The 13,353-nt window shown below is 39.2% G+C and carries 12 protein-coding genes; 1 reads left to right on the top strand and 11 read right to left on the bottom strand.

The window, feature by feature from the left end:
* Positions 1 to 41: 41 nt before the first annotated feature.
* A complete protein-coding gene (locus HCK02_RS11660) occupies positions 42 to 203 on the bottom strand; it encodes a hypothetical protein (RefSeq protein ID WP_167630284.1) in 162 nt (53 codons plus the stop codon).
* A 962-nt stretch (positions 204 to 1,165) separates the two neighbouring features.
* On the opposite strand from HCK02_RS11660, the gene HCK02_RS11655 reads away from it, so the two are divergent.
* A complete protein-coding gene (locus tag HCK02_RS11655) occupies positions 1,166 to 2,074 on the top strand; it encodes a GIN domain-containing protein (protein WP_167630283.1) in 909 nt (302 codons plus the stop codon).
* Between the two features lie 50 nt (positions 2,075 to 2,124).
* Here HCK02_RS11655 and HCK02_RS11650 read toward each other — a convergent pair whose 3' ends face one another.
* The 10 genes from HCK02_RS11650 to HCK02_RS11605 form a co-directional block, all read right to left on the bottom strand.
* Positions 2,125 to 3,726 (bottom strand): aryl-sulfate sulfotransferase, encoded by a 1,602-nt coding sequence (locus HCK02_RS11650; protein ID WP_167630282.1) that lies wholly within the window; start codon positions 3,724 to 3,726, stop codon positions 2,125 to 2,127.
* Positions 3,727 to 3,999: 273 nt separating this feature from the next.
* Positions 4,000 to 4,734, bottom strand: a complete 735-nt coding sequence (locus tag HCK02_RS11645; protein ID WP_167630281.1) for a DUF4097 family beta strand repeat-containing protein — start codon at positions 4,732 to 4,734, stop codon at positions 4,000 to 4,002.
* The gene (locus tag HCK02_RS11640) at positions 4,731 to 5,345 is read right to left on the bottom strand and encodes a TetR/AcrR family transcriptional regulator (protein ID WP_167630280.1); all 615 of its coding nucleotides are present in this window, start codon (positions 5,343 to 5,345) and stop codon (positions 4,731 to 4,733) included. The genes HCK02_RS11645 and HCK02_RS11640 overlap by 4 nt, the downstream gene beginning before the upstream one ends.
* A 139-nt stretch (positions 5,346 to 5,484) precedes the next feature.
* Entirely contained in the window at positions 5,485 to 7,008 is a 1,524-nt protein-coding gene (locus tag HCK02_RS11635) for a glycine betaine uptake BCCT transporter (RefSeq protein ID WP_167630279.1), read from the bottom strand.
* 326 nt (positions 7,009 to 7,334) lie between these two features.
* On the bottom strand, positions 7,335 to 8,813 hold the full coding sequence (gene gltX, locus HCK02_RS11630) for a glutamate--tRNA ligase (protein WP_167630278.1): 1,479 nt from the start codon (positions 8,811 to 8,813) through the stop codon (positions 7,335 to 7,337).
* A gap of 19 nt (positions 8,814 to 8,832) precedes the next feature.
* Entirely contained in the window at positions 8,833 to 9,306 is a 474-nt protein-coding gene (gene ispF, locus HCK02_RS11625; RefSeq protein WP_167630277.1) for a 2-C-methyl-D-erythritol 2,4-cyclodiphosphate synthase, read from the bottom strand.
* Positions 9,303 to 10,007 (bottom strand): 2-C-methyl-D-erythritol 4-phosphate cytidylyltransferase, encoded by a 705-nt coding sequence (gene ispD / locus HCK02_RS11620; RefSeq protein WP_167630276.1) that lies wholly within the window; start codon positions 10,005 to 10,007, stop codon positions 9,303 to 9,305. The genes ispF and ispD overlap by 4 nt, the downstream gene beginning before the upstream one ends.
* A gap of 23 nt (positions 10,008 to 10,030) precedes the next feature.
* The gene (locus HCK02_RS11615; RefSeq protein ID WP_167630275.1) at positions 10,031 to 11,107 is read right to left on the bottom strand and encodes a PIN/TRAM domain-containing protein; all 1,077 of its coding nucleotides are present in this window, start codon (positions 11,105 to 11,107) and stop codon (positions 10,031 to 10,033) included.
* 126 nt (positions 11,108 to 11,233) lie between these two features.
* Entirely contained in the window at positions 11,234 to 12,610 is a 1,377-nt protein-coding gene (gene radA, locus HCK02_RS11610) for a DNA repair protein RadA (RefSeq protein WP_115753724.1), read from the bottom strand.
* A 360-nt stretch (positions 12,611 to 12,970) separates the two neighbouring features.
* Positions 12,971 to 13,168, bottom strand: coding sequence for a hypothetical protein (locus HCK02_RS11605; RefSeq protein WP_208970478.1), 198 nt, complete (start codon positions 13,166 to 13,168; stop codon positions 12,971 to 12,973).
* Between the last annotated feature and the right edge of the window lie 185 nt (positions 13,169 to 13,353).

Below are 13,353 nucleotides of genomic sequence, written 5' to 3'. Positions count from 1 at the left end.
CAGGATCAAACTCTCTTTAAAATAAAATTGAATTTGAATACTTATCCAACACCGTGAATAAGTGTCCTTAGCGTCAATATTGACTTTGCTAGCTTATTTACTAGTTTTGTTTTGGAAATCGCTCTCGATTTCCTGCCCTGCGAATTGATTGGTGAAACATACTGTTTCATCGCTTTTTCGTCTTCTTTTTGTTCAGTTTTCAAAGGTCATTCTTTCTTCATTGCCTTTTTATCAGCAACTCTTTCATATTACACTAGCCAGAGATAAAAGTCAACAACTTTCTAAAAAAAACGTTGAAGAAATTTTCTTCTTTTACCGCCATCTCTCGCTGGCACGTTTATTAATATATCATGTTTTACAAGGGTTTGCAAGTAAAATTCTAAAAAAGTTTTCGTTTGTACAAAATTGTTTGCAACAGAAAATAATTGCATCTAAATTACTCACGAATAAAGTTTATGTTCCCAGAAAATTTTTGCTCTCTTTTTATATACTATTTTTATCATTGAATAAGCAGTATCTTCTTGATCATAAAGGAAAACCTGATGAATTAGTTATTTATAGAAGGAATTGACGCTGTTTTTTGGATGAAAGACTTTTTTGTTCTTCTATTTTTAGCTATACAACCAGATAAATTGAACTTATATTACGCATAAAAAGGGATCACACTGAACGCAGACTCTCTGCAAACACTATCAATTCTTGCTTTGAAACTCGAAGACTAGAATTTGAGAAGCTTATTTTACCTCTTCGTATTGTATATTGAACACAGAATTAACTTTAATTACAGAACGCTTTCTACAAATCCTTTTTGATTACCCTCCTACTTTCTCCCGTTCGAAAACGTAAATTAATTTTGTTATATGTTCATAAATGTATAAAATTTACTGTTTTTTCGATAAACTTAAAATTTTTAGTTATATTTAATATATTTTGGTTGCGTTTTGTGCTATTATTAACATCTAATAAATAGTAAGGAGATGAAACCATGAAGGACTTTTCAGCAACAGTACAATATTTAACACCTAAAATGGTCACACCTTTTATTCCTGCTTCAAAAACTCCTTCTATTCTGGCTTCTTTCGTCAGCAGTAGATATCTTTAGCGTCGAAAACGTTAAAACCTCACGTAATACTAAACTATTTAAAACTAACGGAGAGTGATCAACATGAAAAAGCAAAAAATTAACTGTCTATTGCCAACTTTAGGGAGTCTTTCTCTAGCGTTTATTTTGGCGGTTGCTACCCCCGGAGTCGTCTCCCATGCCGCTATTTTTGGGGGTTCATCTGTCGTCGGCACCCAAAACGGAAATACTTCAGTTACTAATTCAACAAACAGCAACGTTATCCACGGTTCTGGAAATGTTGTTAGTAAGTACCGAGAAGTTCCGGCTAACTTTTCAGTTTCTGGCGTATCGGATTCAAGTAGCATTCGAGTAAATGTTATTCCTAGTGCTAAAAACGAGGTCCAAGTCACTGCGGAAGATAATATCCTTCCATATGTAGAAACATTCTTCACAAACGATAAACTAACAGTTAAATTAACAGACGGTTATTCGATTAATTCAACTAAACCAATTACGGTTAATCTATATTCTTCTATGGGACTACAAAACATTTCTGCTTCAAGCAGCTCAGTTGTGACTGTTCAAGGAAAAATTACTGCAACAAACCTTAAGGTAAATGCTTCATCAAGTGCTCGTGTAAATTTAAATCGCCTTGATGTAACAAACTTATCGGTAAAGGCCACTTCGAGTGCTTCCGTAACCGCTACCCAATCAAGTTCAATTAGCTCTCTCGATTTGAACAGCTCTTCAAGCGCTGTTGTTGACTTGTCCAAAATTACTGCAAAAACAGGAAAAATCACTGCAACGACAAGCTCAAATTCTAAAGTTAACATTGAAAAGGTTCAAAGCCAACACGTTAATACAAGTGCTCACTTAACTAATCTTGCGCCTCAACAAAGCACCACAAGCAAACCCGCTGTAACTAAACCAAGTCAAGCAAAAACTACGCCTGTTAAAAATCCTTGGGGCAACTGGTTTACTCGACCTACACATTTTTATTTCTACTGGTAATAAGAAAGCCAAGGTTTATCTCAAACCTTGGCTTTTTCATTGATAAAGTTTTACTCTTCGTTTCCCGAATAAAGAGAGAACCTTTCCGCTCGGTAGCTCCAAGCTGATGAAGGGAAATCCGAAAGCCGGAGTTCATAAACTACTTTACCATTTTTATCAACTTCAACAATCCTACTTTCCTTTCCCTCAGCTAAATAACCGAAGTTCACCAATCTATTGCCCGTCATCGGCATATACCTTGCGCTACCGATAATATTCGTAAAATATTCCTCCCCTCGATCTTTCCCATAAGACCAAACTTCTTCGATAGTTTTATTTTTTTCATTAATCCTGTACTGAATAGCTTGACTATATTTTTTCGACTCTCGTGTGTCTCCTCGACTTACTACAACATTATTGTCATACAAAAGAATATCCACTGTTTCATCATTGTTATCTTGATCCGGTAAGACGATTGGCGCATGCTGTCCTGCCGGAAATTTCATGTCATTGTCGACGCTTTTTAACAAATATTTTTGATAGTTTACTGGCCAACCTTCATCATCCGATAATATCCATTTAATTTGACCAGTCTCATAATCGAGTTTCATGATTGTATCTTGATTCCTCCCAGAAATGATAATACTATCATCGCTTGTGTCATAAACAACTGCATTTTGATGGAACCAATCTATTTTCCCGTCCCCTCTCGCTGAAAAACTCTTATAAAATTTAGCTGGTAAAATATTCTTCAAATCAATTTCCTTTACAACCTCTCCTGTGTTTCGATTGATTTCAATCATCGTATCTTCCATATATTTTGTTTCATCATTAATAGTTAGTAATAAATTCCCTGACGGAAGCTCAATCGCATCATGATGGATCGCAGATTTCTGAGAAGAACCAGATGTTTCACTTTCAGCGTCACTTTTCATTTTATAAGCACGATAGATTTTACCAACATAATCCGTTTCAAGTAATAATGAGTAAGTATCATCGTTATTTTCATATTTTGTTAAATATAAAAGATGCCCATTTTTCAATTCTTTAAATACATGACTGTTATACTTGGTTGAATAATAACGGACTTCTCCTGCAGAATCGACTCCATATACCCATTTTGTACTTGGCACAACAAAAGTAAGTGAACTATCCGTCTGCTCCATTTTTGTTGTATTTGCTTTTGTAACATCTAGTTTTGTAAAATCTTTCGGAAGTGCTTTCGTTTGAATGGAAACCACCTTCGTTGCTTTCATACCATCTTTCGTTTCTGCGGTTATAGTTACAGTATTATTTTTATTCGCATATAAACCTAAGATAGAAAGATGGTGTTTCGTTTTATATGACGAATTAGAGGTTTTAATGGTTGTTTCTGCTGTTTTACCTTTTACTTCAAGCGAGATTTTAGTCGGCTCCTCCGTTTCAAAAATTGCAACTGCAGATAATGGCGCAGTTCCATAAGGATTAAGTTTTATGTAAGGGCTTTCGAACGTCGCTTCTTTACTATCTTTGGCCATTTTTTCATCAATTTTTTCCTGCTCTGAGATGAGCGTTTTATCTAACAGATAGTTATTACTTGCCGCCTCTTCTTTATTTATACTAACCGTTAAAAGGATTCCACCAAATAGCACAATAATAATCAGATACATCCAGTTTTTTCGAATAAATTGCATTGAATCCCCCCGTACATTCATTTGCCTCCCATTTTACAAGATAATTATGAATAAATTATGACAAAACATGAAAACAATTACTTTTTCTAGAAACTAAAAGGTTATTTTTGCCTATTTCACGAGAAATCACCAGCTGATTTTTTCTTACCAATATAATAATTTACAAATACCCTGAATAATACTGCCAAAAACGCATTTCGTTCCTCTTTTTGTATAGATAAAAAGAAAGGGAGCAAATCTCCTAGCTTGATTCGTTCCCTTTCCATCCCTAAATTATTGAAATTGAATCGCTCCCGATTTTGTTTGGGCTTGAATGTCTACTTGTACAGATGATTTTTCAGATTGACTTGATTTACGATGTTCCCTATTGATCCTCAATTCACTCTTGGGCGCTTTAATGCTTCCGCTGTCAGACTTTAAATCAAATGTATAGTCCTTATCGTCAAGCATTTTAATTTGGATAGCCCCACTTTCACTTTTCCACTTTGATGGAGCTCCAATTTTAACAAACGAGGTATTGATTTCTCCTGACTTCGTTTCAAAGTGTCCGCTTCCTGTCAATTTTCGCCCTGAGAGCGATCCACTTTGAGTTTCTATAGATGCGTTCCTTAAATTCATTTTTGACAAATCGACAGCTCCGCTTTCTGTTTTTACCACCAATTTTTTTGAATAGTTCTTAGGAATTTCAATTGCAACTTTAACATTTGATGGAAATATTTTTTGCCATACCACTCTAGAATCCGATCCTTGCTTAAATCGAAGTGTTTGCTTTGTTTTTTCGACTACATTCTGATACGAATAGTTGGCCTGTGTAATTACTTTGATGTTGTCTGAATTCCCTTCGCTAACCTTTACTTCAGCACTCTCCATATCAATGACTAAATCCTTGCCGCTTGTGTAATTCGCCTCAATCGCGGGTTTTTCTTGGGTAAATACGTAAGCCGCTCCAAAATATAATGCCGCAAGCACAAGTAAGCTAGTCGCAATCCCGATCATCCATTTTTTCATCTGTTCTCCTCCGTCACTGCCTTTAATCCTGTTGAATATATCAACAAATGCGTGTCTATTAACTGTTCAAACTCCAGCTGATTTTCTGTCGAATTTAATAAATCTGCTATTCCATGAATTAGATATCTTGCAATTAATTTCGCCTCTGACTTTTCTAAATGTGTTAGTCGTTCTTTTCCTTTGCCTGTCATAAAAATATCCTGTGTCACTTCATAGGTCAATCGCTCCAATTCTTGTTCAGCTGATGCGAACTGGCTTCCCTCACTGTAATTGAATAGTAAATTCATTTCATCTCGCTTTAATTTAAAAAACTGGATAAGTTCCGCTTCAATTTGAGAATAATATTTTGGCGTTCTCTCCTTCTCAGCTTCACGCTGTTCATATTTTTTCTTCATTTTCTCGAGTTCAGCTTGATAAATTTCATAAGAAGGTCGCACAATTTCCTCAAACAAAGCTTCTTTATTTTTGTAATAGCGGTATAGATTTCCACTACTCATTTCTGCTTGTACAGCAATTTTTCGGATTGATGACTTGGCATAGCCTTCTTTCTTAAATGCTTTTCGTGCCGCTTCTATGATCTTTTTTCGTACCTCTTCTTTTAAAACCTGCAAAAGAAATCACCCGTTCATTTTTGATTTATTATAGCCCTCTCTTTATTGATTGTCAATAAATTAAAAACCTGAGATATGCCCAGAAGCATATCTCAGGTTTTAAGCCTAATCAAATTCAGCGAAGTCCCGCCGCTCGTTTTTACAAATATTTACGTTGTGATTTCTTCGGTCTTACATATAAGCCCAGTTTTTCCTGTTCTTTTGTGAGCGATATATAAAGCGAAACTATCATCAGTAAAATCACGATCGAAAACGGAAAAGCGACAATTATTGCTGCATTTTGTAAGCCTTGCAAGCCACCAGCAAATAGTAACGTACTCGCAATGCCTGCTTGCAGAATCCCCCAGATGAGTTTGATTTGGAAACTCGGGTTCATTACTCCATTCGTCGTTTGAATTCCTAGAACAAATGTTGCTGAATCTGCTGACGTCACGAAGAACACTGCAATTAAAATGATCGCTACAACAGAAAGCAAGGTACTCCACGGCAATTCATTAAAGGCTCCGAATAAGACTTGCTCCGTCGGTAAGTTTTTCAGTGCCGAATTCGCCGTTTCCTGCACATCAATTGCCGTCCCACCGAAAACTGCAAACCAAAGCGTACTCACAATCGTTGGGAGGACGATAACACCCAGTAAAAATTCGCGGATCGTCCGTCCTTTTGAAATTCGTGCGATGAAAAAGCCAACAAATGGTGACCAGGACATCCACCAAGCCCAGTAAAAGATCGTCCAACTATTTATCCATTCACGCCCAGCTGCATCTCCCGGCGCAGTTCGGAAACTCATTTGCACAAAATTTTGCAAGTAAGCACCAAAACCATTAGTAAATTCATTCATGATTTTTACAGTCGGTCCTAAAAACAAGGTAAGCACAAGCAAAATAGCCGCAATGTATAAATTAACATTACTCAAAAGCTGAATGCCTTTATTTAGGCCTGTCGAAGCAGAGATCATAAATAAAATGGTAACGATAATGATGATGATCATTTGAACGGTGAAATTAACAGGAACATCTGCTAAGTAAGCGAGGCCCCCATTGATCTGCTGAGCTCCTAGCCCGAGGGTTGTAGCTACACCGATAACCGTCGCAAAAACAGCAATAATATCTACTACATGGGCTAACCAGCCATTCGATTGTTTACGCAACACCGGATATAGCGTAGCGCTAATTAAACCTGGTGCTTTTTTTCTAAATTTAAAATAAGCAAGTGCAAGCGCTACAACTGCATAAATCGCCCACGCGGAAATCCCCCAGTGAAAAAAGGTATAGCGTAGAGATTGTGTTAAAGCAGTTTGTGTGCCCACTTCTCCTCCCGGCGCATTTATTGCAAAGTGTGAAAGTGGTTCCGCCGCGCCCCAAAACACGAGACCAATCCCCATTCCAGCACTAAATAACATGGCAAACCACGAACGATTGCTATATTCTGGCACATCATCTGGTTGTCCTAGGCGAATCGCTCCTATTGGACTTAAAATAAGGAAAATACAAAAGGCAACGATCACAACAACGACCAGTAAGTAATACCAGCCAAATGTTGAGGTTAAAAAGCTTTGAATATTGGCGGTAATTTTTTCAAATCCTTTTGGAAAGATGGTTCCCAGTAAAACAGCGGATAGTACCAAGAAAAAGGAAACCCAAAAAACTACTCCTGTCTTCTTCATAAGCAACTCCTTTATTTTTCTTTCCCCCGTAACTCTTCAAACATAAAAGGTGTTGATTCTTCATGACTAAATTTTAGTATTTTTTCTTTTTGTGTAATTGCGCTATGCTGTCCCGTTGCGCGCCCCCTCCCCAAATACACTCCGTCTTTCTATCAGTCACTCTAGTACAAGGGAATTAATAGTTCCATTTTATCATAACATAGATTTCACCTCACGCGTGACCAGTTCTTTTTGCAAGAAACACGGGAGAGTCTTCTAAAAATTGATCAGCCTTGGCGCAATAAAAAAGCTACCTGCGCGCGGTCGCGCGTAGGTAGCGGCTTCTCTTACTTATTTTTTTCTAGCCAATTATGCAATCGATTTAAAACTTTTTCGCGTCCAAGTACTTCGATCGCAAGTGGAAGTTCTGGTCCGTGCATTTCTCCCGTAGTTACAATCCGAATTGGCATAAACAAACCTTTCCCTTTCACACCCGTTTCTTTTTGCACTCGTTTAATCGCAGCTTTCACTTCGTCTGCTTCAAACGGTTCCAGCGCTTCTGCTTCTTTTGCGAAAGCTTCAATCACTGTTGGCACCGTTTCAGCGGCAAGCACTTCTTTTTCTTCTTCATCAAATGTCATTTCGCTTGCATCCGCAAAGAACATTTCCGATAAACCAACGATTTCTGCGCCATAACTCATTTGTTCATGATAAAGCGAAACCAGTTTATGCACCCAATCGCGTTCCGCGTCGCTCATTTCTTTCGAAACTACACCCGCTTCTTGAAGATGAGGCAAAGCAAGTTCTACTACATCATTTAACGGAAGTTTCTTCACATATTGGTTGTTCACCCACGTTAATTTTTGCTTATCAAACAGCGCAGGTGATTTCGATAGGCGGTTTGGATCAAAAATCTTGATGAATTCTTCTTTAGAAAAGATTTCTTCTTCCCCTTCTGGAGACCACCCCAGCATAGCGATGAAGTTAAATAGCGCTTCCGGCAAGTAGCCTAGATCACGGTATTGCTCGATAAATTGAATAATCGAACCATCTCGCTTACTCAATTTACGGCGGCTTTCATTGACAATCAATGTCATGTGTCCAAAAGTTGGCGGTTCCCATCCAAATGCATTATAAATCATGATTTGTTTCGGCGTATTCGAAATATGATCATCACCACGCAAAACGTGTGTCATTTCCATCAAATGGTCATCCACAGCTACTGCAAAGTTGTAAGTAGGCATACCATCTTTTTTCGCGATAACAAAATCGCCAATTCCGTTTGTATCAAAGGACACGTCATCTTTTACCATGTCGTTAAAAGTGATCGTTTCATTTTCTGGAACAAGAAAGCGAATGCTTGGTTTTAAGCCTTGCGCTTCTTTTTCAGCACGTTCTGCTTCGGTTAAGTGACGGCATTTCCCGCTATAACGAGGCATTTCGCCACGTGCTTTTTGCGCTTCACGTTCTGCTTCTAGTTCTTCTTCCGTGCAATAGCATTTATAAGCTTTACCTTCGTTTAAAAGTTGTTCAATGAGCGGATCATAAATATGCATTCTTTCTGATTGACGATATGGACCAAAGTTCCCTGGCTTGTCCACACCTTCATCCCAATCAATTCCAAGCCACTTCAAATTCCGCATTTGACTTTCTTCGCCGCCTTCAACGTTTCGTTTTGCGTCGGTATCTTCAATCCGAATCACAAAATCCCCACCATTATGACGTGCAAATAAATAATTGAAAAGAGCGGTGCGCGCATTCCCAATATGCAGATAACCAGTTGGACTTGGCGCATAGCGTACTCGTACTTTTTTATTGTCTGACAAAATCCTTCACTCCTCGTTTTTATTTTTCAAGCAAAACAACTGCTAAACTTATAATCCCTTCACCTCGACCAACAAAGCCGAGTTTTTCAGAAGTTGTTGCTTTTACATTCACTTGATCCAGTTCAGCATCAAGCAACTCAGCAATTCGAGCCCGCATCGCATCAATGTGACTCGCCATCCTAGGCTGTTCCGCGATAATCGTGCAATCCAAATTAGAGAGACGATAACCTTCTCGCTTCACTTCTAAGAAAACCTTGCGAAGCAGCTCAGCAGAATCAGCATCTTTGTATGCAGCATCTGTATCCGGAAAAAAGTATCCAATATCTCGCTTGGCAACTGCGCCAATGACGGCATCCGTTATAGCGTGTAACAATACATCCGCATCACTATGCCCGAGCAACCCTTTTTCATGCGGAATATCGATACCACCAATGATGAGTTTTCTTCCCTCGACCAGCTGATGCACATCATAACCTTGTCCAATTCGAATCAATGCTTATTCTCCTCCAATTCTTCTAAAATCGCTTGCGCGAGCGGCATATCTTCCGGCGTCGTGATTTTAATGTTGTAGTAACTTCCTTCAACCACTTGGATGGGCACATCGAGGCGTTCAACGAGACTCGCCTCATCCGTTCCAAGAAAATCATCAATCGCCGCTTTTGCGTGAGCCTCTTTCAACGTTTCTTGCTTAAATGCTTGTGGAGTTTGAACTTGCCAGAGATTTTCCCGATCAACGGTTTTCTGCACGACCCCTCGCTCCACTCGCTTCACCGTATCTTTGACTTTCACAGCACAGATGGCAGCTCCCTCGCGGCTCGCCGCTTCACATAAACGGTCAATCATCGCTAGCGAAACAAAAGGACGCGCACCGTCATGCACAAGGACAAGTTCAGATGCGCCACACTTAGCAAGACCGTTTTTGACACTATGCTGTCGCTCGACTCCGCCTGGAACAACTTCAATTTGAGCAAGTTCAGAAGCAGAAAGTGCCATTTTTCCAAGAAAATGCTGCACAATAGGCTTTTCGTCAGCCTGACAAACGATAACAATATGTTTGCAACGTGAATCGGCCAGAAAAGGCTTAAGCGCATGAACAAAAATCGGTTCACTAGCTAGCTCAAGCCACATTTTATTTTGATCTGTGTTCATTCGCTTTCCTTGCCCAGCAGCAAGAAAAATCAGTTCATAGTCCATTTCATTAGCTCCTGAATCCTATCTTAATTCGGTTTCGCAAAAATCATTCGCCCAGCAGAAGTTTGAAGTACACTTGTTACTTCTACATCAATTGCTTCATTGATAAACCGGTGACCATCTTCAACAACAATCATCGTTCCGTCATCTAAATAAGCCACGCCTTGATTATGTTCCTTCCCGTCTTTCACAACTAGAACATTCATCGTTTCTCCCGGTAAGACAACAGGTTTCACCGCATTAGCTAAGTCATTGATATTTAATACCGGCACATTTTGAAACTCACAAACTTTATTCAAGTTGTAGTCATTCGTAACCACTGTTCCATTCATGTTTTTAGCCAGCTTCACAAGTTTTGCATCCACTTCAGGAATATCTTCAAAGTCGCCTTCATACATTTCAACTCGAATATTTTCCTCTTTTTGAATGCGATTTAAAATATCAAGCCCTCTTCGCCCACGCGTTCTTTTTAGCGTGTCTGATGAATCAGCAATGTGTTGCAGTTCTGCCAGCACAAAGAGCGGGATAACAATCGTTCCATTTAAAAAGCCGGTCATCAGAATATCCGCGATTCTCCCGTCAATTATAACACTCGTGTCGAGAATTTTATAGTTCTCTGCAGCTGATTGATTCGCATTTGCTTGACCAGCAGCCAGTTTTTTACGTGCATTTTTCCCAGCGAACAACGATCCAAGTTCATTTCTACGGCTCACGCCAACTCGAAACCCTAGATAGCTAAGTAAAAGTGTTAAAACAACTGGAACAACAGAATCTACAATCGGAATTTTCGTTTGACTAAACGCATTTCCAGCAAAAAATGCAATGACTAGCCCGATGATAAGACCAAGTCCCCCGTATGCAATTGTTGCGCCAGAAATACGTGTTAATCGTTCCTCAAGCCAATTAAGCGCGGATTCTACATATTTCACCGCCCAAAAAGTAATAAGATAAAATATAAGTGCACCAACCAGAGCATTGGAATAAGGATTGTTCAACCATAAATGATGTCCGATTCCGATTTTCTCATAGACACCTGGCAATATAAAAACGCCTGACGTTCCTCCGAGCAAAATAAAACATACTCGAATAATCCATTTTAGCATCTTCACGCCTCCTTTCATTTTCATTGTAAAAAGTGTAACATGTTTCCTATCCATTTTACACTAAATCTCAGACGAACAGCAACCTTTCTCTTTGCAAAAAAGAAGCAGACCGAGATCTGCTTCCAATCATTTTGGAAGAGCTTGTTGCAAAGCTTCAGCAATCGTTGCAACCCGAACAATTTCAACGGATTTTGGAACTTTAAATTCCCCACCATTGTTCGCTGGAATAAAGATACGTTTAAAGCCTAATTTGCTAGCTTCTTTGACGCGCTCTTCAATGCGAGCAACACTTCTTATTTCACCAGTAAGCCCAAGTTCGCCAATAAAACAATCCGTACTTTTCGTTGGCCGGTCATGATAACTGGAAGCCACACTAACCGCAATCGCCAAATCGACCGCAGGCTCATCTAGCTTAACACCGCCCGCTGCTTTTAAATAAGCATCCTGATTTTGCAGAAGCAATCCCACGCGTTTCTCGAGGACCGCCATAATAAGAGAAACTTTATTATAATCAAGCCCCGTCGCCATCCGCTTTGCATTCCCAAACATCGTTGGAGAAACAAGCGCCTGAATTTCCACAAGAACAGGGCGCGTCCCTTCCATAGACGCCACAACCGTCGAGCCAGACGCGTTATCCAAGCGTTCCTCAAGAAATACTTCAGACGGATTAGCCACTTCCACTAAACCGACATCACGCATTTCAAAAATCCCAATTTCATTGGTTGATCCAAAGCGATTTTTAACTGCGCGCAAAATTCGGTAAGCATGATGCCGTTCACCTTCGAAATAAAGTACCGTATCCACCATATGTTCAAGCAAACGCGGCCCAGCGATAGCCCCTTCTTTCGTCACATGCCCGACGATAAATACAGTGATATTTTGCATTTTTGCGATTCGCATGAGCGCCGCTGTTGATTCTCGCACTTGAGAAACACTCCCTGCCGCGCTTGTCACATCAGGATGATACACTGTTTGAATCGAATCAATAATTACGAAATCCGGCTTAATAAAATCAATCGTCGCTTGGATGGCTTCAAGATTTGTTTCCGCATATAAATACAGATTGTCACCAGAAACCTGAAGACGCTCCGCTCGAAGTTTCGTTTGTTTAACCGATTCTTCCCCAGAAATATAGAGCACTTTTTTATCAGCTAGCGTAAGCTCCGCAGAAACTTGAAGGAGCAAAGTTGATTTCCCGATCCCGGGATCCCCGCCGACAAGTACCATAGAGCCTTCGACAACGCCACCACCAAGCACGCGATTTAGTTCAGGCATCTTCGTTTGCACACGTTTTTCAGACTCACTCATAACATCTGTGATTCGCGTTGCCTTTGAAGGCTCACCTGTATGTTGAAAAGAACTACGCGTTGCCTTTTTAGAAGGTTCGAGCGCCTCCACCATTTGATTCCACTCGCCACAATTCGGACATTTCCCCATCCATTTAGGCGATTCATAACCGCAGGAACTGCAGACAAATTTTGTGGTTCGTTTTGCTTTTGCCATGTGTCATCCCCCATTCTTGCTTATTGTACCACAGAATGTTTGTTCGTGGTTTAGATTTTGCTAAACTTCTATTTTGGCAAGAAAAAACGGCTAGAAATGACGTTTTCGAGCCAGATCTCACTTTTCAATTGAATACAAAAATGGCAGACTTTTTCGTCTGCCATTTTCTAAATCTCATCCGCTTGTTGCGCCATAAATCAATATTTATTTCTCACTTCACGATAAAATTGATTATAGCGATTTTCTAACTCGGAATTAGTAGTATTTTTATCCTTAAGAAACAAAAAAGTATAAACCCAGAGACACATATCTACACTAAGTTTATTCAATAAACAACTGGAAATAATCCAGCTTTAGATATTACCATACCTTATACTTTGCTACAAACCTATACTTGAAAGTCAATGGACCTAATTGATTAAGCCTAATTTTATTATAACCCGTTTTTCGATATCCGTGAGCTACAGATAAATATTTACTAACCGCTCCAAATTTCGGTCCCCAATACGGTCCATAGCCATAATAAATTTTATAATGATAATTTTCTACTTGTCCCATGACCCTAGCCTCCGCTGAATTTGACAATGGAGCGAGAACAAGCATTACAGCTAAAGCAAACAAAATAATTACCTTTTTACATTTCATGTTGAAATCCACCTCTCTGATGTTTTTTGATCTCTATCATATTAACACAATCTAAGATCATCTAATAGTAAATATATTACAAAAAACAAAAAATATTG

This window comes from Listeria valentina, assembly GCF_011800755.1.
In the GTDB taxonomy this organism is placed as follows: domain Bacteria; phylum Bacillota; class Bacilli; order Lactobacillales; family Listeriaceae; genus Listeria; species Listeria valentina.
Note: the sequence above shows the minus strand (reverse complement) of the source record. Positions and strands in the feature narration are given on the sequence as shown.

Excerpts from the sequence above, each read along its gene's own strand:
- HCK02_RS11645 (WP_167630281.1), bottom strand. The coding sequence starts at position 4,734 with ATGAAAAAATGGATGATCGGGATTGCGACTAGCTTACTTGTGCTTGCG.
- HCK02_RS11615 (WP_167630275.1), bottom strand. The coding sequence starts at position 11,107 with ATGCTAAAATGGATTATTCGAGTATGTTTTATTTTGCTCGGAGGAACG.
- radA (WP_115753724.1), bottom strand. The coding sequence starts at position 12,610 with ATGGCAAAAGCAAAACGAACCACAAAATTTGTCTGCAGTTCCTGCGGT.
- HCK02_RS11635 (WP_167630279.1), bottom strand. The coding sequence starts at position 7,008 with ATGAAGAAGACAGGAGTAGTTTTTTGGGTTTCCTTTTTCTTGGTACTA.
- HCK02_RS11650 (WP_167630282.1), bottom strand. The coding sequence starts at position 3,726 with ATGCAATTTATTCGAAAAAACTGGATGTATCTGATTATTATTGTGCTA.
- HCK02_RS11605 (WP_208970478.1), bottom strand. The coding sequence starts at position 13,168 with ATGGGACAAGTAGAAAATTATCATTATAAAATTTATTATGGCTATGGA.
- ispD (WP_167630276.1), bottom strand. The coding sequence starts at position 10,007 with ATGGACTATGAACTGATTTTTCTTGCTGCTGGGCAAGGAAAGCGAATG.
- HCK02_RS11655 (WP_167630283.1), top strand. The coding sequence starts at position 1,166 with ATGAAAAAGCAAAAAATTAACTGTCTATTGCCAACTTTAGGGAGTCTT.